General features: G+C 51.2%; 18 protein-coding genes, 1 pseudogene and 1 riboswitch. Of the genes and pseudogenes, 3 read left to right on the top strand and 16 right to left on the bottom strand.

Annotation, left to right across the window (positions count from 1 at the left end):
• Window positions 1–30: 30 nt before the first annotated feature.
• The 5 genes from CWI35_RS09250 to CWI35_RS09270 all read right to left on the bottom strand — a co-directional run bounded on the left by CWI35_RS09250 (window position 31) and on the right by CWI35_RS09270 (window position 5,261).
• A complete protein-coding gene (locus CWI35_RS09250) occupies window positions 31–1,407 on the bottom strand; it encodes a UDP-N-acetylmuramoyl-tripeptide--D-alanyl-D-alanine ligase (protein WP_021322023.1) in 1,377 nt (458 codons plus the stop codon).
• Window positions 1,408–1,413: 6 nt separating this feature from the next.
• Window positions 1,414–2,517, bottom strand: a complete 1,104-nt coding sequence (locus tag CWI35_RS09255) for a D-alanine--D-alanine ligase (RefSeq protein ID WP_033024531.1) — start codon at window positions 2,515–2,517, stop codon at window positions 1,414–1,416.
• Window positions 2,518–2,770: 253 nt separating this feature from the next.
• Complete coding sequence (locus tag CWI35_RS09260) at window positions 2,771–3,913, bottom strand: MGDG synthase family glycosyltransferase (protein WP_014194677.1); 1,143 nt, start codon at window positions 3,911–3,913, stop codon at window positions 2,771–2,773.
• A gap of 12 nt (window positions 3,914–3,925) precedes the next feature.
• Complete coding sequence (locus CWI35_RS09265) at window positions 3,926–4,522, bottom strand: DedA family protein (RefSeq protein WP_013522795.1); 597 nt, start codon at window positions 4,520–4,522, stop codon at window positions 3,926–3,928.
• Between the two features lie 10 nt (window positions 4,523–4,532).
• Window positions 4,533–5,261, bottom strand: coding sequence for a polysaccharide deacetylase family protein (locus CWI35_RS09270; protein WP_014194676.1), 729 nt, complete (start codon window positions 5,259–5,261; stop codon window positions 4,533–4,535).
• 273 nt (window positions 5,262–5,534) lie between these two features.
• On the opposite strand from CWI35_RS09270, the gene CWI35_RS09275 reads away from it, so the two are divergent.
• Window positions 5,535–6,608: an undecaprenyldiphospho-muramoylpentapeptide beta-N-acetylglucosaminyltransferase gene (locus tag CWI35_RS09275; protein WP_014194674.1), complete on the top strand. Its 1,074-nt coding sequence runs from the start codon at window positions 5,535–5,537 to the stop codon at window positions 6,606–6,608.
• A gap of 302 nt (window positions 6,609–6,910) precedes the next feature.
• Here CWI35_RS09275 and CWI35_RS09280 read toward each other — a convergent pair whose 3' ends face one another.
• The 3 genes from CWI35_RS09280 to CWI35_RS09290 all read right to left on the bottom strand — a co-directional run bounded on the left by CWI35_RS09280 (window position 6,911) and on the right by CWI35_RS09290 (window position 9,511).
• A complete protein-coding gene (locus CWI35_RS09280) occupies window positions 6,911–7,732 on the bottom strand; it encodes an undecaprenyl-diphosphate phosphatase (protein ID WP_013144033.1) in 822 nt (273 codons plus the stop codon).
• Between the two features lie 183 nt (window positions 7,733–7,915).
• The gene (locus tag CWI35_RS09285; RefSeq protein ID WP_011229727.1) at window positions 7,916–8,854 is read right to left on the bottom strand and encodes an ROK family protein; all 939 of its coding nucleotides are present in this window, start codon (window positions 8,852–8,854) and stop codon (window positions 7,916–7,918) included.
• Between the two features lie 153 nt (window positions 8,855–9,007).
• Window positions 9,008–9,511 (bottom strand): spore coat protein, encoded by a 504-nt coding sequence (locus CWI35_RS09290; protein ID WP_011229726.1) that lies wholly within the window; start codon window positions 9,509–9,511, stop codon window positions 9,008–9,010.
• 113 nt (window positions 9,512–9,624) lie between these two features.
• Between CWI35_RS09290 and CWI35_RS09295 the strand changes: the two genes are divergently transcribed.
• Window positions 9,625–10,998, top strand: a complete 1,374-nt coding sequence (locus tag CWI35_RS09295) for an IS1380 family transposase (RefSeq protein WP_119877630.1) — start codon at window positions 9,625–9,627, stop codon at window positions 10,996–10,998.
• A gap of 328 nt (window positions 10,999–11,326) precedes the next feature.
• On the opposite strand, the gene CWI35_RS09300 is transcribed toward CWI35_RS09295, so the two are convergent.
• The 5 genes and pseudogenes from CWI35_RS09300 to CWI35_RS09320 form a co-directional block, all read right to left on the bottom strand.
• Complete coding sequence (locus tag CWI35_RS09300; protein ID WP_011229725.1) at window positions 11,327–12,310, bottom strand: sporulation protein; 984 nt, start codon at window positions 12,308–12,310, stop codon at window positions 11,327–11,329.
• Window positions 12,311–12,377: 67 nt separating this feature from the next.
• A complete protein-coding gene (gene ytaF / locus CWI35_RS09305; RefSeq protein WP_011229724.1) occupies window positions 12,378–13,016 on the bottom strand; it encodes a sporulation membrane protein YtaF in 639 nt (212 codons plus the stop codon).
• A gap of 105 nt (window positions 13,017–13,121) precedes the next feature.
• Window positions 13,122–13,849, bottom strand: a pseudogene (locus tag CWI35_RS09310) (hypothetical protein).
• 100 nt (window positions 13,850–13,949) lie between these two features.
• Window positions 13,950–14,089: riboswitch (cyclic di-AMP (ydaO/yuaA leader) on the bottom strand.
• A 246-nt stretch (window positions 14,090–14,335) separates the two neighbouring features.
• Entirely contained in the window at window positions 14,336–16,003 is a 1,668-nt protein-coding gene (locus tag CWI35_RS09315; protein WP_042382804.1) for an IS1634 family transposase, read from the bottom strand.
• 169 nt (window positions 16,004–16,172) lie between these two features.
• Window positions 16,173–17,510 (bottom strand): TrkH family potassium uptake protein, encoded by a 1,338-nt coding sequence (locus CWI35_RS09320; protein WP_119877685.1) that lies wholly within the window; start codon window positions 17,508–17,510, stop codon window positions 16,173–16,175.
• A 449-nt stretch (window positions 17,511–17,959) separates the two neighbouring features.
• On the opposite strand from CWI35_RS09320, the gene CWI35_RS09325 reads away from it, so the two are divergent.
• Window positions 17,960–19,915: a lipoteichoic acid synthase gene (locus CWI35_RS09325; protein ID WP_119877686.1), complete on the top strand. Its 1,956-nt coding sequence runs from the start codon at window positions 17,960–17,962 to the stop codon at window positions 19,913–19,915.
• Between the two features lie 17 nt (window positions 19,916–19,932).
• Here CWI35_RS09325 and CWI35_RS09330 read toward each other — a convergent pair whose 3' ends face one another.
• The 3 genes from CWI35_RS09330 to CWI35_RS09340 all read right to left on the bottom strand — a co-directional run bounded on the left by CWI35_RS09330 (window position 19,933) and on the right by CWI35_RS09340 (window position 23,486).
• Window positions 19,933–21,261 carry a S8 family serine peptidase gene (locus tag CWI35_RS09330; RefSeq protein WP_119877687.1) on the bottom strand — a complete coding sequence of 443 codons (1,329 nt, stop codon included), beginning with the start codon at window positions 21,259–21,261 and terminating at the stop codon, window positions 19,933–19,935.
• A gap of 125 nt (window positions 21,262–21,386) precedes the next feature.
• Complete coding sequence (locus CWI35_RS09335; protein WP_119877688.1) at window positions 21,387–22,130, bottom strand: N-acetylmuramoyl-L-alanine amidase family protein; 744 nt, start codon at window positions 22,128–22,130, stop codon at window positions 21,387–21,389.
• Window positions 22,131–22,340: 210 nt separating this feature from the next.
• Window positions 22,341–23,486, bottom strand: coding sequence for an ABC transporter permease (locus tag CWI35_RS09340; protein ID WP_023633378.1), 1,146 nt, complete (start codon window positions 23,484–23,486; stop codon window positions 22,341–22,343).
• Window position 23,487: the final 1 nt, after the last annotated feature.

Consider the following 23,487-nt stretch of genomic DNA (forward strand, 5'->3'; position numbering starts at 1 on the left):
CGCTTTTAGTTTCTCTCGGGTTGCTTGATGTTACACCCAATATCGAAGCAACTCTTCCAATTTCATGCCGCGCGATGCTTTCAATAAAACAATGTCATCCGAAGTCGCGACGGAACGCACGGCCTCGGCCAACGCTGCTTTATCGTCGAACTCCCTCACCCGTCCATCATCAAAAAATGGGGCGGCCGCCGCGGCGATATGGTGCGCCAGCGGCCCGTAAGTGAACACATAGTCCACCATTCCCGGCCGCAACACCTCCCCGATCTCTCGATGAAACGCCACTTCTTCGTCACCAAGCTCCAACATATCGCCCAATACGGCGATTTTTTGCCGGTAGCCGCCTAATTCCCCAAGCAGCGTCAAGGCGGCGCGCATCGATGTCGGGCTAGCATTGTAGGCGTCATTAATGACGGTAAAGCCATATTTCGTCTTGACGACTTCCGTACGCATGCGCGTCACTTGCAGGCGGGAGAGAGACGCATCAATGCCTTCCCAATCGATGCCGAAAAAGCGGGCGACCGCAATGGCGGCGAGCGCGTTGTACACATGATGCTTGCCTAATACCGGCATAAACAGCGTCCGGCCGGGGAGCGCATTGATGACAAACGATGTTCCTCCCGCTTCAATGCGCACATCGGTCGGATAGTAATCGTTCTGTTCGCCCGCCCCGAACGTCACGACATGGCGGGGAAGCGGCAACTTCGGCACGCGCTCCGTCAAGAGCGGCTCATCGCCGTGGTAGACGAATAAACCATCATGGTGCAAACCCGCCAAAATTTCCAACTTCGCCTTGGCGATGCCTTCCCGCGACCCGAGCTCCTGCAAGTGTGCTTCTCCGATATTCGTGATGACCGCTGCGTCCGGACGGGCGATCATGGTCAGCCGCTCGATTTCGCCAAACCCGCTCATCCCCATTTCGACAACGGCCATCTCCGTCCCTTCGTCAAGCGAAAGAAGCGTCAGCGGCACGCCGATGTGATTGTTCAAGTTCCCTTCGGTCTTTTGCACTCGATAGTGGGTTGAAAGCAGCGCGGCAATCATATCTTTCGTCGTCGTTTTGCCGTTGCTGCCAGTGACGCCGATCACCTTCATTCCAAGCTGCTCGCGGTAGCGGGCGGCGAGCCGCTGCAATGCCAAAAGCGTATCATCCACAACGACCACTGGCACACCTTCCGGCGGCGTTCCTTCCCTTTCCGCCCACAGTACGGCGGCGGCTCCTTTTTGCACCGCTTCTTGCACGAAATCGTGGCCGTTAAAGGTCGCACCGCGCAACGGAACGTACAAGTTGCCGGCTTGGATCGTCCTTGTGTCGGTTGACACACCGCTTACGACCATATTCTCCCATTCCGGCTTTAAACACTGTCCGTCAGCCATTTCGGCGATTTGCCGCACTGTCCGTTTGATCATCGGCTCTCACCTCTTTTCTTTTTTGAACGTGTACGTGATCGTCTGCTTTTCTTGATGTCGTTCCAATGCGAGCGCGATAAGCCGTTCAATCAGCTCCGGGTACGGCACACCGCTGTGCTGCCAAAGAAGCGGGAACATGCTGTATGGCGTAAAGCCTGGCATCGTGTTCACTTCGTTGATATAAACCGCGCCATCTTCGGCGAGGAAAAAATCGACGCGCGCAAGTCCAGACAAATCCAGCGCCTGAAACGCCGTAATGGCCATTTGTTTGATCGTCTCATACTGTTCTTTCGTTACGTCCGCCGGGATGATCAATTCGGTTTGCCCGTCTTCGTATTTCGCTTCATAGTCGTAAAATTCCTTTTTGGGCACAATTTCGCCAACGACCGAACAAATCGGCTCGTCATTTCCTATCACGCCGATTTCAATTTCGCGGCCGACGATCGCCTCTTCAATAATAATTTTTCGGTCATACTGAAATGCCTCGATAAATGCGGCTTTTAAATCGCCGCGCTGCTTGCATTTGGAAATGCCGACGCTCGAACCGGCGTTGGCTGGCTTGACAAAGCACGGGTAGCCAAGCTCTCGTTCGATCCGGTCATACACCGTCTCGCCTCTTTTTTGCCAATCGTACTTCGTCACGGCGATATATTTTGCTTGGCGCAACCCGGCCTGCGCAAACAAGTTTTTCATCATCACCTTATCCATGCCGACCGCGGAAGCAAGCACCCCGTTGCCGACATACGGAATGTTCAATATCTCAAGCAACCCTTGCACCGTTCCGTCTTCGCCGTTCGGCCCATGCAAAAGCGGGAAAATGACATCGATCGTTTCCTCGTTTCCTCCCGCAGCCGAATCGGCAGCCGGAACTTGGTTCAAGGAAACCGGAATCAAGGCGGTCGCCGCCGAAGTGAATTGCAGCTGCTTGATTTCCTCGATCGGTCCGGTCAACTGTTCGCCCTTGATCCATTGACCTTCCGGTGTAATATAAATCGGAATGACATCGAATTTATGAGGATCAATGGCGTTCATCACCGCCATCGCCGTCGACAACGATACTTGGTGCTCCGGTGATTTGCCGCCGTATAACACGCCAACTTTCGTTTTCATCATCGTTCCTCCTCTTTCCTTGGCCATCGTTCCTATTGTAACACGTTTCGCGCCCAACGGTCTGATATTTTATATGTACGATGCAGGTTGTTTCGCCACCCCCCATAAGCGATTAGGAACAAAAAAGTGAGGGTGTCTAAAAAGGTGATTCTTCTTTCAACAAAGCACAACATATCGTTTTCCAGCATTTGTTTTACACGTATATACAGGAATAAGAAAAGGTGCCCCGACCGTTTTGGGACACCTTCTGTCGCTACGGATGCAACACGCGCCAAGCCATGCGTTGCGGCATGGCCGCTACCACTTCGGCGAGCGCTTCTTGCCCCGTTTTTTCCACGCCGGCAAAATAATCGGACACACGGCGGAAAAGCCGGTTTTTCTCCACGTCATCCATCAACAGGCGAAGCATGTGCTGCTCGCCGCTTTCTGGCCCGACCAAATGATAAATGAGACCATTTTGCTGTAAATATTGCAAATTGATGCGCTCCTGCCCAGGCAAGCAATCGATCGTAAAAATCGGAATGCGCTTATGAAGCAACTCGCTGACCGTCACCCCGCCTGGTTTCGTAATGACGGCATCCGCCTCTTCATACAGCCGATTCATCTCTTCCGGGTCAGCGATGTATGGAAGCGGCCGGATATGAGGCAACTGCCAGCTGGCGATTTCCTCGTACAGCTGGCGATTGGCGCCGCACAGCACCGAATAGCGGAACAACGTTGACGTGCGGGCCGCCCGCAAAAACGCCAGCATATTGCCAAGCCCTTGGTTTCCACCGGCGACAAGCACATGAGCAGGCTGCCGCTTGCGTCTCGCTTCCGACCGATTCATAAACACATCGTGCACTGGGATACCAGTGACGATGATGCGTCCTTTGTCAACCCCGTACTTCGTGATCAGCTCCCATTTCGCCTCTTGATGGGGAACAAAATGATAGTCAATAAACCGTTTCCCCCAGATGCTGTTCATAAAAAAGTCGGTGTAGACATTGACAACTGGAACCGTCAGCACCCGTTTTCGCTTCAGCCGCTGCAAAATGCGCGACGGAAACGAATGGGTGCAGACGATTAAATCCGGCCGTTCTTCTTCCACCATCTTTTTCATTTTGCTTTCAAAATAAGGCAGCCATGGCTCAAACGAAATGAACTCAAACCGGGGCGGCTCTTGGTACATCAGCGTTTTGTACACACGGTGGTACGAAGCAGGATGCGAGCGAATCCAGCGCAAGTAGGCCTCTGACACCATTTTTTCCATCAGTTCATTGCAATAGCTCAAAAAATCGATCTTTTTGCTTTCGACCGCCGGAAACTGGCGGCGCAAAAAATCCATCAACGTATCGGCTACTTTATGGTGTCCCGTATTCATTTGAAACAGCGGCAAAAACAATACTTTCATCATCGATCGCACCCTTTAGCTTTCGAAAGATTTTTTGCGCCTCCGCTGCCCAACCCATGCCGCAAGCAAAAAAAGCAAAAACAACGCCAAACCGGCAAGCGGAAAAGAAATCAGGGGGATATGGATGCGCTGGCCGAGCCAAAGCCCCGCCGCGGTCAACGGAACTGCCCAACCTGCCGTTCCAAGCGCCGACAGCAACAAAAACGGCCCGAACGGAAACCGGCTCACTCCCGCCATATACGGGCAAATTTGCCGCACCCCGGGAGCATAGCAGCCGAACAAAATCCCCCATTTGCCATAGCGGCCAAACCAGCGGCGAGCCCGCTCCCAACGTTCAGCCGTAATTCCGACGCACTTGCCGTACTTTTGCACAAACGGCGCCCCCCACCACCGGCCGGCGCCGTATGCCGTCACCATGCCGGCCATCGCCCCGCCCCAGCATGAAGCGAGCGACGGTCCAAGCAGCAACTGCTCCTTGGCAACCATCACGCCGACCAAAAAGAGCAAGCTTTCCTCCGGCGCCGGAATGCCGACAATGCCGCAAAACAAAAATAAAAACAGCATCACATATCCATATGACTGGACATACGGCAACCATACGCTTGTATCCATAGCTCCCCCGCTACATCGCCGAGATTTGTGTATTAGTTTGCACATTTCTCAGTTCCGTAATCGTCACCCAACGCATCTTTTTCGCTGCTTCATCCTTAAACAGCAGCTCGAGCGCTGACAACATTTGCTCTGGCGCGCGTTTGTCAGCACCTAACGCATCCCCATTGTCATGAAGCACAATCACCGCCCCGCCGCGTATGGACGAACGCAAGCGGCGGAACAATTCCATTGTACCAATTTTTTCGTTCCAATCGCCAAGAATATGCGACCATAACACCGTTGTATACCGTTTTTGCACGATCGGCGTCCAAGCGTTAAAATGCCCCCACGGCGGGCGGTAATACACCGGGCGTTGGCCCGTCGCCCGCTCAATCGCCGCAGCGGCGCGGCGCACCCCCCAATCCAACCAAATCGGCGGCAACAGCCAATTGCTGATGTGGCGGTAATTATGAATCCCAATTTCATGGCCTTCTTCGGCCATCCGCCGCACAATATCCGGATAGCGCTCGACTTTGCGGCCGACAACGAAAAACGTCGCCTTCACGCCATATTTCTTTAATAAATCAAGCAACTTTGGCGTATAATACGGGTCGGGGCCGTCATCAAACGTCAGCGCCAGACAATCGGATGCCGTCCCCTCCCGAAACAAACGCACCCGCTTTTTGCGAATGATGATCGTCGGTACAATGCCATAAATGGCAATTCCCACAATGAAACAAACGAACAGCCAAACCCACATGGCATTCACCTCTTGATTGTACTTTACCAATATTTCTTCTCTCTGAAAATAGAAAAATGAACTTTCTATATTCGAGATCATCACGCTGCAGATGTTTTATCATATAACAAACAAATGAGAAATCGAAAAGAAAATCATGAAAATTTCATGCAGACCGTCCAGTTTTCTTACTATACGAAAAACGCCACCGCTTGGTTTCCTCCCGAAGCTAAGTGGAATCTGCTATAATACATAACGATACACGAGCGATTAAAAAAAGACAGGTGATCCGCATTGCGAAAAAAAATCATCTTAACCGGCGGCGGCACAGCCGGCCACGTGATGGTCAACGTCGCCCTCATCCCGAAATTGAAAAAGCTGGGATGGGATATCGTTTACATCGGATCTCATCAAGGGATTGAACGGGAGATTATCGGCCGCATCGACGGCGTCCCGTACTATTCGGTTTCGACCGGAAAACTGCGCCGCTATTTTGACTGGAAAAACTTTAAAGATCCATTCAATGTGCTGAAAGGCGTTTGGCAGGCGTACCGCCTGATCCAAAAAGAAAAACCGGACGTCGTCTTCTCAAAAGGCGGATTCGTCTCCGTTCCCGTCATTCTCGGCGCTTGGCTGAACGGTGTGCCGTCGGTGATCCATGAATCTGACTTAACCCCGGGGCTTGCGAACAAAATCGCTATGCCGTTTGCGACAAAAATCTGCCTCACCTTCCCGGAAACGAAGCAATACGTCAATGCCGATAAAGCCGTCTACGTCGGCGCCGTCGTCCGCGAAGAGTTGAAGGATGGCAACGCCGAACAAGGGAGGAAGATGTGCCAGTTCGACGGAAAAAAACCGGTCTTGCTGGCGATGGGCGGCAGCTTAGGCTCGAAAAAAATTAACGACGCCTTGCGCGCCAACCTATCGACGCTTCTTGCCGAATTTGACATCATCCACATTTGCGGCAAAGGAAACATCGACCCGAGCCTCGCAGGCCAAAAAGGATACAAACAGTTCGAATACGTCAACGAAGAGCTGCCCCACTTACTCGCCTTGGCCGACATCGTCGTCTCCCGCGCCGGGGCGAACGCCATTTTCGAACTGCTCTCCTTGCGCAAGCCGATGCTGCTCATCCCGCTCTCGAAAGCGGCAAGCCGCGGCGACCAAATTGCAAACGCTCGTTCGTTTGAAAAAGCAGGCTATGCGGAAGTGCTGATGGAAGAGGATTTAACGAACGAATCGCTGCAAGCCGCCATTCACCGCCTATATGAAAACAAAGACCGCTACCAAAAAAACATGGAGAAAGCCGGCGCAAGCGATCCGCTGCAAACGCTGCTTGCAATCATTCAAGACACCGCCCGTTTGTAAAAACAGGCGATGCCCGATGCGGCCAACCACGGCCGTTTTTCGGCATCGCCTCGTTTTGTTTTCATCACCACACAACGAGCCTTCTCTCCTTTACACCGGCTCAAGCCGATAACGGTTGATACGGAACACATGGTCGCACAAGAGATCGATATCTTCATGATGTTGTACTGGAATTGTGATGCTGGCTCAGTCTTAGCACTCAGCTAGCACTACGGGTTATTTTTATTCAAATTTTTTCTCTTTCCATTTCCTTCCCCCAACCAGAAAACCGCCCGGCGGAACAACCCCGCCAGGCGGCACGACTAGAAGTATAAGAAATAAATGACAACGGCCAGCACGATCCGATACACCGCAAACGGCACGAGGCGGATGCGGTTGATGAGCTCAAGGAAAAAGCGGATCGCGAGCAAGGCGAAGACAAAGGCGCTAAAAAAACCGGCGATGAAAAACGGGATATCGGCGGCGGTGACATATTGCCAGTTTTTCAACAGCGACAGCCCGCTCGCCCCAGCCATGATCGGAACAGCCATAATGAACGTGAAATCGGCGGCGGCGCGATGGCTCATGCCGACAAGCACCCCGCCAGAGATCGTCGAGCCGGAGCGGGAAAAGCCGGGCCACAAGGATAAACATTGCATCAAACCAACAAAAAACGCCTGCTTGTACGTAATTTGGTCGACCGTCTGCGTCCGCGCGGCTTTTTTGGCGAATTTGTCGGCGGCGATCATCAACAACGCGCCGAGCACAAGGCCGATCAGCACCGTTTTTGTCGAAAACAAATGTTCATCGATGTAATCTTCAAACAAGACGCCGAGCACCCCAGCCGGCAGCAGGCCAATGATGACGTGAATGAGGTTAAGGCGCGGATGTCCGCCCGGATGGCGGCCGCGAACGCCAAGCAAGTCGAGAAATCGGTCTTTAAACACGACCACAGCGGCTAAAATCGAGCCGAGCTGAATGACGACTTTAAATGTATTCGCCGCGTACTTGCCTAAAAACTCTGTGGATTTCAGCCAAAGATCGTCGACAATAATCATATGGCCGGTCGAGGAAACAGGGGCGAACTCGGTCAGCCCTTCGACCATCCCTAAAATGATCGCCTTCCATAATTCCATCCAGTGCATGTCCTTCCATCCTTTCTGCGCGGGGTCGTCCTTTCTATACATATGGGCCAAGCGGGTGGAATAACACTCCGCTTTTGGCCGCGCCTGCTCTATTGTACTACAAATCTTTGTCTTGTACTACCCGCGCTTTTTCTAGGCAGCGACCTTGTTTTCGAGACAGAATCATCGACTTCCTGTTGCTAGTCAATGGGACGGGCCGGACGCTTCCCCTAACTCCCCGCGCCGCTCTAAGTAATGATACAAAGCGCCGAGCAAGTTCGCATCGTTTTTGAATTGGCACGTCTCCACCACTGGCTGGACTTTGGCAATTGGAACGAGCGACAATAACACCGAAAGCCGCTTGTTGATTTCGTCGACGAAATCGGGGCGGCTGCTAATGGCCCCGCCCAAAATGATTTTTTCCGGGTCGTATGCGTACTGCAAGTTAAAAATCCCTTGGGCCAATGAAAAATAAAACCGGTCAATGGCCTTTTGCGCGGCTTCATCGCCTCTCTCGGCCAACGCAAATACTTTTTCTCCGTCCAGCTCCCTCTCCGGCATCCCCTTTTCCTCAGCCGCCATCCGGATCAGCGCACTTGTCGCCGCCAGTTCGCTCCATGTTTTGCATTCGATCCTTCCGTTCCCATAGCGGACATCCATCAACATATAGCCAAATTCCCCGCCGTGCAAATGCGCCCCTTTATGGATGCGTCCGTCTTTCACGATCGCCCCGCCAATGCCGGTGCCGACAATGACAAAGGCGATGTCGCGGCAGTGCCGCCCCGCTCCTTTCCATAATTCACCGAGCGCTGCGCAGTTCGCGTCATTTTCCAGTTCCACCGGCAGGCCCGTCGCTCCGCCGAATACTTCTTTAAAGTTTGGGCCGTGAATGCACGGCAATGCGCTGCTTCCGCCGATGATGCCAAGATCGCTGTCAACGCTTCCTGCGGAACTGATCGCGATGCCGGAAAGTTCATAGTTCGCCTGCGCCTGGCGGACGGCGTTAAGCAAGTCATCGCGAAATTGATGAAAGTCATGCCGCTCCGAACGGTAACGCCCCTTTTCGAAAAAGTCGCCATGCTCGTTCATGACGGCATGTTTGACATATGTGCCGCCAATATCAAAAACGATATAGTAACGCACCGATGACGCCTCCTTCGTTTATGATCTTTCCTCTCTTCTAGCTCCATTAGGCTTAGCTGTTTCTCCGCTTTTATGTATTCGCCGTCGGTCCATCCGCTCCTCCCCGCTGCAAGGAAAGAGGCCGCCCCGTTAGGCGGGGGCGGCTCGCCATCATCATCGTTCATATCCCATTGACAACGCCTTTTGCGCATTGCGAACATCGTTGTGAAGGAGCTGGACAAGATCGTACGCTGGATAATAACTGCGTTCATACATATAGTTGAACGCTTTTTCGTGCGTGTCAATGGCTTTGAGCAGATGTTTGACAAACGTTTTGCGCAGCACCGGCGTCGCCGCCTCGGTAATGGCAGCAGCATAATTGCGCACTGCCGTTTTTGAAAAGCCAAGCAAGTCGCCAGCGTGCAAGGCGCGGTCGCCATCATCATGGTCGCGGCTTTCTTCCATCATAGGTGCCGCCGGAATGAAGGCAAGCAGCTCGCGCAAATTCGTTTCCAGCCCTTGAATCGTCTCAAGGTACAATCCTTTTAATTCAGGACAGTCGATTTTGCCGACCGCCTTTTTCATTTTTATGAGCCCGTTTGCTTGAAAAGCGATCAGTTCATGCAACTCCAACGTTTCATGCCAAGCCAAATGGCGATGACCGTACGTATCATTCATTTTGTTTCCTCCTTGTCCTGAATCCGTGACAAAACATCTTTACAATGGATGCAAACCGTTGATACGATAAGGGAAAACGACGTTGACGATTCTTCATCAAGTAGGTGAATGTGATGAAAGATTTCCCGATTCGGTTTGTATTGACAGATGAAGCGATTACTCCAAGTGCTGGGCTTGCTCTCGTGGGCTACTTACTGCACCAAACGAAACTGGATAAACGAGTAAACGCCCTTCGGCTCCCAACGGTTCGTCGAGATGTGCACATTTCCCATAGCGATGTCATTCGCTCGATGATCGGCTTGCTTGCCACAGGAAAAACGGATTTTGATCATATCGAAGCGTATCGTCAGGACGATATCTTTTCGACATCAATGGGCATTCGGCACGTACCTTCCTCCCCAACGTTGCGACAGCGTCTCGATCAGCTCGCTTGTCTTCCGATGACCGAAACCATCATTTGGGAGGAATCGATGCGTCTGTTGGTTCGACAACACGCTACCTTGTCCCCTTGTTGGGCGAAAGGGAAAACGACATGGCTTCCCCTTGATATAGATGCTTCCCCATTTGACAACTCCGATACGAAGAAAGAAGGAGTGAGTCGAACGTATAAAGGATTTGACGGTTTTACGCCGTTGTTTGCGTACGCAGGGAAGGAAGGGTATATCGTTCATGCCGAGCTGCGTCCAGGGAAACAACATGTACAAGACAACATGCCTTCGTTTTTAACTACCGCCATCCATCGAGCTCGTCCGCTGACCTCGTCTCGTCTGCTTGTCCGCATGGATGCAGGAAACGATGCGGAAGCGAATGTGCACGTATGTCTAAAGGAAGACGTGGACTTTGTCATCAAGCGAAACTTACGCCGAGAATCGAAAGCGCTTTGGTTCCAGATCGCTTCGCAAAAGGGCAGACGCATCGATGATGGACAAACCGAAGGAGTACAAACGTATGAGTTATGCCTTCCACAGACCGCAGCAATTGATGGACACACGTATACGTACGTTCAAGTCACCCAAGTGACGGAACGAACGATGGAACGAAATGGACAGCTGATGCTCGTTCCTAATTACGAAGTCGAAAGCTACTGGGTGCGCCTCGAAGGATACGAGCATGTTCGAATGAGTGATGTGCTCGCATTGTATCACGATCATGCGACATGCGAACAGTTTCATAGCGAACTGAAAAGCGACTTAGATTTAGAGCGGCTTCCATCAGGGAAGATGAAAACGAATGCGCTCGTGTTGGTCATGGGAGCATTCGTGTACAACCTTCTTCGTCTGATTGGACAAGATCTATTAAGCGATCCGAGACATCCATTACATCATAAAGTGAAACGCCGTCGCATCAAGACGATTATTCAGACGGTGATCACGATGGCAGGTCGACTCGTCCGCCGATCACGACAGATCTGGATGAAACTGACGCGAAGGAGTGGCTATAGCGAGCCCCTTCTGAACATTTACATAAAATGGAGAGAAGGAGCATAACGAACGATTGTTCGCAATTCTGTACTCATCCTAACCCTCTGTCCTTTTTTGTTTTTTCTTTGGTTTATATACCTAAAAAAGATATTTATTTCATTTCTGAGAGTGAAGATGACATCTGTTTTAAACATAAAAAGGGAATGGTGGATCACACATCCATAAAACCAGCAAAAAAGTCAAAGTCGATGTCAATCCATCACGGATTCAGGTCCTTGTTTTATTTTTCCATTTATTGTATATGCCCACTAAGGAGAAACGGTCACCGTTGTACAAGACATCCGCATCAGCAAAAAAGCGCTTCGCGAAATGCGAAGCACCTTCCATATCATCATTACAGCCAATCTCCCCCATCAAATCCATCGCCGCCATCAAACCAATCATCCACGTCCAACCCGTCAGCGACATCATCGATCACATCGTCAAGCAACTCTTCCGCCACCATTCCCGCCAGCATCCCGGCCGCAAACCCACCAATGGCACCAGCCCACCCGTGTCCGCCATGATGCGAATGATGGACGGGTGGATAATGGCCTACTGGATGGCTATAGATTGGCGAATGCGGCGTTGCCAATGGATGCCCGCTCAGCTGGCCGAACGCCCCGGCCGCCCGCACCGCCTCTTCAATGGCTTCTCGAAGCAGACGGGCTGCCGTCGCCGAATCGCGAAGCTGTTCATGAGTAATCAACAGCTCCCGTTTCATTTCGCGTTCCCCGCCAAAGCCGTGGCGGACGTCGATCTCCATATACAAACGCACCCCTTCTCCCTCGACAAGGGCAAAAAACTCGACTTCTTGGACGATCCCTTGAAATTCGCTCGTCGGGAAGAACGCAAATTCCTGGCCATGCGGCGTAATGCTTCCGGATGTCGCTTTCTCCCGGAATCCCAGGGCGGCCAAAGCGGAAAACACTTGCTCCAAGGCCGTCGGCGGCAAAATGTGAATGGCGTCTTGGTCATATGCATCCGCCCCATCGGCAATATCGAGCCGGGTGACGAACGTATAACGGACCGTTGGGCGGCTGATCGGCAAATGGAGCGGCAGTGCGTACGAAAACGGGAGCACTTTCCGCTCACCGGGCTGAATCGTAAACGAGGAAGCGACCGGGATCACCGCTGCGGTTCGGCGATATGCCTTTCCTTCCGCGTGCACCTCCAATTGCAATACGACATCTAGGTTCCGAATGTGTTGGGCGACCGAACCACCTTCCAGCAAAAATTCCCCTTCCAACGTTTCACCAAGGCGCACATGAGGGCGATGCAGCACGAGATCCACTTTGGCAGCGCCAATGCCGAATTTCGATAAAAACTTTTTCCACATCGGACCTCTCTCCTTTTTCATCAACCTATTTTCACATTTGAATTACGAACGAGCCGCCAAAATGGTGTCACCGAAATAATTTGATCAACCCTAGGACAATCAACACAACCCCAGGCAGCATTGTCGCCTTTTTCATGATTCCCGTTTTCGACACCATGTACCCCAACGATAAGCCGACTCGGATGAACATGAGAGTAAATACGCCAACCAACAGGGAAAACGAAAGCGGCGGGAAATGCAAAAGCGACGAACTGATCCCGGCGCCAAATGAATCCATCGACAAAGCGATCCCGATCAACAACGCTTCTTTTTGGCTGATCGTGCCTGAACGATCAAGATCCCCAAGTTCAGGCCGTTTCAATACTTGAACAGCGCCGCTGAATCGGTTAGCCTCCCCTGTTCCATCACATTCCATAGAGGAATCGCTTCCGTCTCCCTTTGGCTTATAGACGTTATAAATCGCCCAACCGCCAAGCGCCATGAGAATGACCGAAGCAAGCCCTCTCTCAACTTGCAATGGCAAAACAAGCGCCAACAGACGGCCGATGTTCATAGACACAAACACCATCATTCCAGACATGCATGCAATAAGCGCCAACGAAAAGCAGGAAAAACGGACACCACCCATTCCATACGTAATGCCTACGCTCAAGCTGTCCATGCTCACGCTGAAAGCGAGCAAAATCATGGACACCCATAACCACATAGGAATCCCCCCTGCGGTACGATATGCAATTTCGTACGGAGAGGGGACTTTTTTGCCATTCGACACGCATCGATTTCCGGGGAAATGTTTCCCCTTTTCTCGACATTATTCCCGCAAATGATACGGCAGCGTCGCAATGACAACATCTTTTTTCATGATCAAGAAAAAGCGCAAGATGATGGCTGTTTGGTTATGCAAAAATGTATGCCACCATTTTTTCACGATAAATTGCGGCAAGAGCACCGTCACCGGCGCGCGGTCTGCTTCTTTTTCCGCTTTCGTGATGTATTCTAACAATGGCGACAAAATGGTTCGGTACGGTGAATAGATGACTTTCAACGGAATGTCCGGATAAAACTTCTCCCACTTTTGCCGCAGCTTTTGTTCGTCTTTTTCGTCGAAAGTAATCGACAGTGCCGTAATGTCATCGGAAATGCTGCGAGCGTACTGAACGGATTGCGCGACCACTTTGCTGACGCCGGAAAATCGATCATGAGCGCCGCCCCGGCCACTAAACTAATTTTCGTCCCCAAGTGGTCGCGGGCAACGACATACGCTCCGCCGCCAGATGGAAACGCATAAATGATTTGCCGATACGACAACGTTACTAACAACAGCAGTACTAAAATCGCCACCGCGATCGGCAGCGAATAGAAAAAGACGCTTGTCCCTAATAAAGCAAGCACAAGCAGAATTTCTTCCGTCGCGTAAGCCACCGATGACAGGGCATCGGAAGAAAAAACGGCCAATGCCTTCCATTTGGGTAATTTTTCATGCTTCAACCGTTTCGTTTCCATCGGTTTCCCAATCAACAAACGTTTTAACGAAGCCATGCTTCCGTTCCTCCCAAAAGCATAAGAGTTGACTCATCGATTCAAAAGAAAAAACCGCTGAGGACGCACTCAACGGCTACAAATGTTCTAAAGCCATACTCGTCCCTCCCCAAAGCGCTTGCGAGGTTAGCTGTCGGGTTCGGGCTTGGAGAGATGCCCGTCCTTTCGGATTCACCCCTAGCAACGAGCGTTGCAACGATTGGGTCCCCCGCTCCATGCCGGATTCAGCGCATCGAATCAAGTGATTGTTGCTTCCATATGTTACCCCTTTTCTTGTCCCTCCGCCAACCTTGAAAAAGGAGGAAAACAGCGAGTTTTTAGGCTTTTGGGCTTATTTTTTCTTTATTATTTCCCCTTCGCTCACGCTCCCGACATTTTTCTGTTTTTCACTCATCCCGAGTTCGACAGCGACTAGGCAAACAAAATCCCTCTGATCCTTTGATACAAAAGGGATCAGAGGGATTTGGGCATACTTTAGGCGTGTATCTAGGGGCGAGGATGGATGCCTAGAATCTTCGGAGGAGGCTCCATCCCTAGAGCCGCAAAGAGTTGAGCCTGTTTGGCCGTCAGTTCGGTTCGTTGATAAAGGTCGCCGTTTTTTGAAGAAAAATGTCCAAGCATGAGACGCTCGCATTCGTCTCTTACTTTCGGCCACGATTCATGAGTTCGGATCTCCACGATCCGAACCAGCAAGAGAGCCAGCCAACTGAGCAGCACATGCGCCCGGATACGGTCTTCCAAGCGATGATACATGGGGCGCAGCTCGAGTGTTGATTTCAACGTCCGAAAGGCCTGCTCGATATCCACCAGTTGCTTATACCCGAGCGCGACATCCTCGGCAGACAAGGTGTCATCGGAGGTTCGGATGAGATATTTGCCATCGTACTTTTCCGCTTCACGAACCGCTTGCTTGTCGATGCGAAGCGTTCCATCCTTCAATTGACGCAAGTATTTTCCGTAGGACGGATGGGAACGCAGCCGGCAGGTGGCCTTATGATGGGCTTCGTTGGGGAGTTGTCGAAGCCCTTCCAACTCTTCTTTCAGCGATTCGAGCAGCGTTTCCCGCTCCTTGCGTTGGCGTTCGGCTTCGCTGGGATTGTACACGAGAACATAGCGCTGACGCGCTTCTCCGTCGCCCACGATGATTTCTTTGATATGCAAGTTCTCGCGAACTTGTTGGTAGCGCCCGCGACGGTTTAGGGCCTCTTCGACGGCGGCTTTGCCGGACCGCATTTTTTCGCCGACAATGTAGTGTCCCCCGGCCTGTTGCAAGATTCGCAAATTCTCTTCAGACGAAAATCCGCGGTCCATCACGCTGATCACACGCCCAAGCTTCCAGCCAATCAAGTCTTGTTTCACCTGTTTGATGACCGTCATATCCATCGTATTGCCAGGCCATACCCAAGCGCGAATGGGGACTCCTTCCCGGGTAACGGCCAGTCCAATGACGATTTGGACCAAATCGGGACGCTTATCTTTGGAAAACCCCTGCTTTCGAAGCGATTCTCCTTCTGGTGTTTCGGATGGATCCACTTCGAAGTACGACGAAGTCGTATCAAAGTAAATCAAATCGACTTCCAGGTTCAATAAATCGGCCACGGCATGGAACACTTGGCGTTCCAATTCCGGCTGCACGGCCAGCAGCTCATCCATCGCCCGGTACAACTGGTGGCTGGCGACTTGGGGAAGATGAGGGATATGCACGTCTTTCTCCACCCACTCCTCCATCGCCAACTTGCTTGACGGATGAAGGGCACGATTCGCCACCATGGCAAAAATCAGCCGTTCCAACGGAATCTGATGATGTCGGGAGGCAAACAAGGAGTGGAGAATCTCTCCCAATCCCAGTTGTCTCCAGAGCTGATCCAAAAGCCAAGCGCCACCAAGGCGTTTGCTTGATTGAAACTGAAAGTCATCCGACACTTCTCCTGTCAACGTCTCGATTTCCCAAGCCTGCTCAGGAGAAAGGAATCGCGAAATGCTTTTGGCCAGACGCTCCAAGACAGCGCGATCCACCTCGTCTTCGCGCCCAAACGAATAAATCACCTTCGCTTTCGCATATTTGGCCTTCGGATCCCATTCGTTGTGAGCAAGCTGGAGATACGCCACGGTCGTTCCATCTTTGTTTTTGCGTGTTACTCGCCGTATGTACATGCCTATATTATAAACGATATTGGGCTTTTTTAAAAGGATAAATTGTCAAGTCGTGTGCCTATGAAATTAAGCGTTTTTTTCTAGGATCCGTATCGCGAAATCCTTGATATAACAGCATTTTGGCCATTTTCATTTGCCTAAAATGGCCTCAAAACTGTCGAACTCGGGCTCATCCAATCATCATTTTCCCTTTCGGATAGCGGAACGGATCGGGCTGACGGCGCAGCGTGACCGCGTACGCGATCGTCAACGGGCCGACGCGGCCGGCAAACATCGTCAAGGCAATGATCACCTTTCCGAGCGGAGACAACTCCGGAGTCAGTCCCATCGACAGCCCGACGGTTCCAAACGCCGACGTCGCTTCGAATAAAATCATGAGAAAGTCTTTTCCGCGCTCGGTGATCGTCAGCACCATCGTCACAAACATGACGATAAACAGCCCGCTCATTGTCACGGTCAGCGACTTGTACACCGTATCGTACACGATCCGTTTCCGAAATAAAATGACATCCTCTTTCCCGCGGATTTGCGACCAAACCGCGCCGAGCAACGTCGTAAAGGTCGTTGTTTTGATTCCTCCGCCCGTCGAACCCGGGGAAGCGCCGACAAACATGAGAAACACGATCAAAAACAGCGTCGGTTGCGTCAAATCCGGGATGTTAAGCGTATTCGAGCCCGCCGTTCTCGGAGTGACCGCTTGGTAAAACGCGGACAAAAACTTGCCTGAGAGCGACAGCGGCCCCATCGTCTTCGGATTGTTCCACTCCAGCAGCAATATCAGCGCCATGCTGGCCAACACCAGCCATGCCGTCGTGATCACCACCACCTTCGTATGAAGAGACAGCCGCCGTGTTTGCCGGTACTCATACACTTCATTCATGACAATAAATCCGATGCCGCCCAGTATAATTAAAATCGGCACGACAAGGCTCACGACCGGATCTTCCACATAGCCGGTCAAACTGCGAAACTCGCCCATCAAGTCAAAGCCGGCGTTGTTAAAGTTGGAAATCGCATGAAAGAACCCAAAGTACACGGCTTTCCAAAACGGCATATCGAACGAGAAACGAATCGCCAACAGCAATCCGCCGATGCCCTCAATGACGACGGTAAAAACGAGAATGCGTTTCACGAGCCGAACAATCCCTTCGATGCTCAGCTGATTGAGCGCCTCTTGCAGCAACAACCGCTCTTTCAAGGAAATCCGCTTGCCGAGCAAAAAGGCAAACAACGTAGCAAATGTCATAAATCCAAGCCCGCCCACTTGGATCAGCGCTAAAATGACCAGCTGGCCGAACAACGTGAACGTCGTCCCGGTGTCGACGACGACAAGTCCGGTTACGCACGTCGCGGAAGTCGCTGTAAACAAGGCGTCTAAAAACGGAAGTCCTTTTCCGTCAACGGTCGCCGTCGGCAGCATCAACAAGAAAGCTCCAACCAAAATAATCAAGGCAAAGCCGGACACTAATACTTTCGGCGGATCGAAAAATTTACGGTTCGCATTCAAAGCCCCATCCCTTCCCCCTCTCTCACATAATCGCCTCTTTATAGTTGTGGATGATGCATAGAAAAAATATACCAAAAACAAGCCGATTCCGGTACAGCCAACAATTTTTATCATAACGACTTATTTGTGTAATAAAATGGGTAAAGGGCATGGCCACGTGCATCGGGATGTTTTCAAAAGAGCGGTTGAAACCTTTTCGATTTCCATTCGTCTATATGAGTGGCAGTCCATCGCCATACAGGGAAACGGGGCAGCAAGGAAGGGGGCATCCGTCAATCCTTAAAAAACATTCCATTGACTTTTGGCAGCAGACGTATTATGCTACTTGACATGGAGACGTTCCGATGTAAAATCATGTAAGAATAAAACGTTTGTTGCTGTGGGCAACGGTTGTTGATATAAACATAGAAACATCGTTAAGAATACGAGGCAAAGGAGGAGAAGAGGACGTGAAGGCAATTTGGGAAAAATGGTTGAAAAAATGTCGTTCTCTCCCTAACCAATACATCGGCTTTTTTATTTTTGCCGTGCTCTTATTTTGGTTGAAGACGTACGCCGCCTATTTAGCGGAATTTAACCTTGGCATCAGCAACTCCATGCAGGAGTTTTTATTGTTCATCAACCCGATCAGCTCGGCGGTATTCTTCCTTGGGTTGGCGCTGTTGGCCAAGGAAACGCGTGTGTACAAATGGCTCATTATTATTAATTTCGTTTTATCGTTCATTCTATACGCCAATATCGTTTATTATCGTTTTTTCAGCGATTTTATTACATTCCCGACGTTGACGCAAACGAAAAACTTCGGCGATCTCGGCAGAAGCATTTGGGAGTTGCTCCGCTGGTATGACGTGTTCTATTTCTTGGATACGATCATTTTGGCGGTGATCGTTTTCTCGAAGCGATTCTCGCTCCCGGAAGTGCAGGCCGGCCGATTCAAAAAAGGCGCCATTTTCGCTTCGGCCATTCTGATGTTCAGCATCAACTTGGCGCTCGCTGAGACCGACCGCCCGCAGCTCTTGACAAGAACGTTCGACCGCAACTATATCGTCAAATATTTAGGCGTGTACAACTATTTGATTTACGATGCGTTCCAAAGCATGAAATCATCGACGCAGCGGGCGTTCGCAAACAAAAGCGACATCACGACTGTGCTGAACTATGTGCAGGCGACGTATGCCAAACCGAACCCGAAATATTTCGGCGTGGCGAAAGGGAAAAACGTCATTTACATTCATTTAGAGTCGCTGCAAAACTTTGTGATTAACTATAAGTTGAACGGTGAAGAAGTCACCCCGTTCTTAAACTCGCTCACCCGCGATCCGAACACGTTCTATTTCGATAACTTCTTCCATCAAACAGGACAAGGGAAAACGTCGGATGCGGAGTTTATGCTCGAAAACTCGCTGTTTGGCTTGCCGCAAGGCGCTGTCTTTACGACGAAAGGACAAAACACGTATCAGGCGGCTCCGGCCATTTTGCACCAATACGGCTATACAAGCGCCGTCTTCCACGGCAACTACAAAACGTTCTGGAACCGCGATGAAATTTACAAGTCGTTCGGCTTTGACCATTTCTTTGACGCCAGCTACTACGATATGAACGACGAGGACGTCTTGAACTACGGTCTGAAAGATAAACCGTTCTTCCGGGAGTCGATCCCGCTATTAGAAACATTGAAAGAACCGTTCTATGTGAAATTTATTACGCTGTCGAATCATTTCCCATACCCGATCAGCGAGGAGGATGCGACGATCCCGCCGGCGACGACAGGCGACGGCTCGGTCGACCGTTATTTCCAAACGGCACGCTATTTGGATGAAGCAGTGAAAGAGTTCTTTGACTACTTGAAAAAATCGGGTCTGTACGACCGCTCGGTCATCATTTTGTACGGCGACCATTACGGCATTTCGGAAAATCATAACAAAGCCATGGCGCAAATTTTAGGAAAAGAAATTACGCCGTATGAACATGCGCAATTGCAGCGGGTGCCGCTGTTCATCCACGTGCCGGGCATAAAAGGCGGCGTCATGCACGAGTTTGGCGGCCAAATCGATTTGTTGCCGACGGTCTTGCACCTGCTGGGCATTGATACAAAAAATTACGTCCATTTTGGAACGGATTTGCTGTCACCTGAACATCAAGAAATCGTTCCGTTCCGCAACGGCGACTTTGTCACGCCGAAGGTGACAGCGGTCAACGGCAAGTACTATGACACGAAAACAGGCGAACCTCTTGAAAGCACGCCGGAAATTCAGCGGCTCGAACAAATCGTCCGTACGAAGCTTGACCTATCGGATAAAGTCGTCTACGGCGATTTGCTCCGGTTCTATACACCGAAAGGCTTCAAGCCGGTCGATCCGTCAAAATATGATTACAATAACCGTGAAGAGGGAAGCGATCAATGATCGCCTCCCTCTTTTTTCTAGCGCTGCAGCAGTTGCTCAATGGCCCGCTTCGCATTCACGTAACCCGCCCCATATACGTTCGGGTCGCGCCCTTTCCACAAATCGGCGCCGTCTTTTAACGCCTGCTTGATTTCATCCGGCGTTGCATTTGGTTTGGCCTGAAGCATCAACGCGACAATGCCGGCGCAAATCGGCGTCGCCATCGATGTACCGGACATCGATATATAATGGTCACCGACCCGGCTTTGCTTATTCATCTTGTCAAGAAATGAACGCGGGGCGCGAAGCGATATAATGTTGACCCCGGGAACGACGAGATCCGGTTTTGTCACCCCATACTCGGTCGGCCCTCGGCTCGAAAACGACGCCACCTCATCGTCGGCGCGCGTTGCCGCCGTATCATGATCGTCAAGAGCACCGACGGTAATGATGCGGTCGCTAATGCCCGGGCTTGAAATCGTCCCATAATTCGGCCCTTCATTCCCTGCCGCCGCACAGACGACAATGCCCTGCTCCCACGCCCGCTCCGCGACTTGCACGAGCGGATCATCATTTTCTATCGGAAACGGCTGCGGCTCCCCTCCAAGCGATAAGGAAATAATATGGATTCGCTTGGCCGAGTTTTTCTTATTGTAATCAATGCACCACTCAATGCCGCGTATGATCGTCTCGAGCGTCCCGCTTCCCGAACGGTCGAGCACCTTAACGCCGATAAGGTTTGCCTCGTACGCCGGTCCAGCATACAGCCCATCGGACATGCGCCCGTTCCCAGCGGCATCACCAGCGCAGTGCGTACCGTGTCCGTTGTCATCATACGGGGTTGTGCGCCCATTGACAAAATCGACAAAGGCAGCAATCCTCCCCTCCAAATCCGGGTGCGGGTAAATGCCTGTGTCGACAATGGCGATCGTCACTCCTTTTCCGCTTAACTCCGTTCCGTTGACAGCCACATGTTTGGCATTGGCCGATGGGACTGCATTGTTTAACAGCGCCTTGACCTGCCGATTGAGGTACACTTTTTTCACTTTCGGATGCTCGAGCAGCTGCTCAATCGCTGCCGGCGTCACCCGTGCGCTGTAGAAGGGAACATGGCGAAAATGGTGGCGTACTTTCATACGGAAATGATCGCGTTCCGCCTTGGCCACTGCCTCCATCCCTTCAGCATTTTCGACTTCAATCAAGACGGAAAGCGTCCGCCATTTCCTCAGCCATCGCTCCACCCAACGATGGAAAATGCACGGCATGCGCATCATGGGCTTATACATATTGACAAGCGCATGACGAAGCGGACGGTCAAGCCGCGCTGCATGGCGGCGAGCGAGCTGCACGATCGAATAGGTGAACACATTCTTCCCCTCCTTGCGTGTTTCGCTATACTCATATGAGGGAAAGATCGCGAAAGAAGCGGCGAGCTCACCAAGACAAACAAACAAAAAGCTCGCCCAGCGAAAACTAGGCAAGCCTTTCTTATTTACATTCCAATCCGCTCCAACACAATGTATTTTGCTTTTCCTAAATAACGCTCCACTTGGCGCAGCACATTTTCCTTCTCCGCAAATGCCCCGACTTGCGTCCCATCCACGATGACGCGCGTCAAATCACTCCCACTTGGCGCCTGTCCCCCTCCTTCGTCCGGCCTGCTTGGCGGAGGATCGTTCGGAGCATTCGGTTTCTTCCGCAGCCCAAGCGCCCGCTCCAACCCGTTCACATGCCCGCGGGCGACCATGCGCAAAAAACGGGTATCATTCAGTTTTCCTGCATCCTCTTCCCGGTCAATAAACCCGTTCTCCGTGAGCACGGCTGGCATCGCGGTCTCCCGCAGCACATGAAAATTCGCTTTCTTTTTCCCACGATCGCGAAATCCCGTAGCTTTGACGACTTCTTCATGAATGGCATCACGAATGCGGGCTGTTGCCGAATCGTCATCGAGCCGATTATAAATATAATCTTCATACCCCGTGCCGCCGCCAGCATTCACGTGAATCGCGACGTATACATCCGCCCCCCATTGATTGGCCCGGTCCGTCCGCTCATCAAGTGACACCGTTTCATCTTTTGTTCGGCTTAGCTGCACGGAAACTCCTTCATACTCATTTTGCAGCAGACGATTGATTTCGAGAGCAATAAACAACGTAATGTCTTTTTCCAACAACCCGTTGCCGACCGCGCCAGTATCGTTCCCACCATGCCCTGGATCGAGAAAAATTTTGACCATCTTTCTTCTCCTTTCACATTCTTCGTCGTTTAGGAATATAGCACTATTAGCATAAGCGTGGCACTCCAAAATGCCATAGATACTTCCCCAGGGCCAACAAATAAGGCGCAGTCAAAAAGAACGACTGCACCTGACATTCCCGCTGATCGACTTGTTCGATATGATGAAAGCCCCCACACAGCCATACAAGAAAACATAGACCGCTGGGCATTATACAAACTGTCCACTCTGTTGGCTTCGGCTAAACTTGTAAACAGCCAGAAGGAAAAAGGTCAGCGCAAAGGCGAGAAGAATCAACAGATGCCAATACAAACTTCCGAAAGAGCGCCCCTCCTGCAGCTTTACCAAAAAATCGAGCGCCCACCGTTGCGGTATAAAATATGCCGCTTTTTGCAAAAATTTCGGCATCAGCTCGACCGGCCAAAAACAGCCGGCCAGCATACATGTCGGCACGGTAATCAATGGCTGCAGCGCCCCGGCGGAAGCAGAGCTGTTCGCAAACATCACTGTAATCAAAGACAAGCCGATCGCGGATAAAGAGAAAAGCAGGAGCACCAGGGCCATTTGCCACATCGAAATATTAGGATCAATATGAAAGATGTTCTTCATTGCCACGATTGTCACGATGATTTGTGCCGTCATAATCAACAAATTCACCACGATATTCGATAACACATACGTTCTCGCCTGAATCGGTGTTGTCAATAAACGAGAATAGGTGCGCTCTTCTTTTTCTTTGATGATGATCTCAGTCAAATTCCCCGCTGACATCAACATAATCATGACCAAATAACCGATCGTTTGATACGTGACCCCTTTTTGTTTGGCTGTGTCGGGCAGCGAGTGAACGGACAGGCGGAACGGCGCTTGTTGATACCGTTCATACATCTTCCAAAAGAGATCACGATCCCCATTGGCCAATCGCCCCAATGTCGCCAGATGATCGATGTATTCATGCAAGTACGACTTGATGAACATCGTGATTTCCGTTCCCTTGAGCGAGACAAGTTCTATCGGCCGGGGCTGGCCGTGCTGGACGCTTTCGGAAAACCCTTGGCGAAAAATCAGCACGCCATCCATCTTTTGCGAGGTGATTTGCTCATCGACCGCTGATAACTTCACGCTTTTCACGGAGAGATGATCAAGGCTTTTCAGAAAACGGATCGTATCATCGGTAATCCGTCCTTGATCCTCATTGACGATTCCAATGCGAACTTCCTTGACAGGGTTGCCCCCGGCCGCAAACAAAGACAAAAGGATCGCCGCCAACGGAGTTCCAAAATATAACAAAAAATTGATTTTCCGACGGAACGTTCGCTTTAACGTATATCTCACCAACCAGATGACGTCATTCACC

The sequence above is a fragment of the [Bacillus] caldolyticus genome, from assembly GCF_003595605.1.
GTDB lineage: Bacteria > Bacillota > Bacilli > Bacillales > Anoxybacillaceae > Geobacillus > Geobacillus thermoleovorans.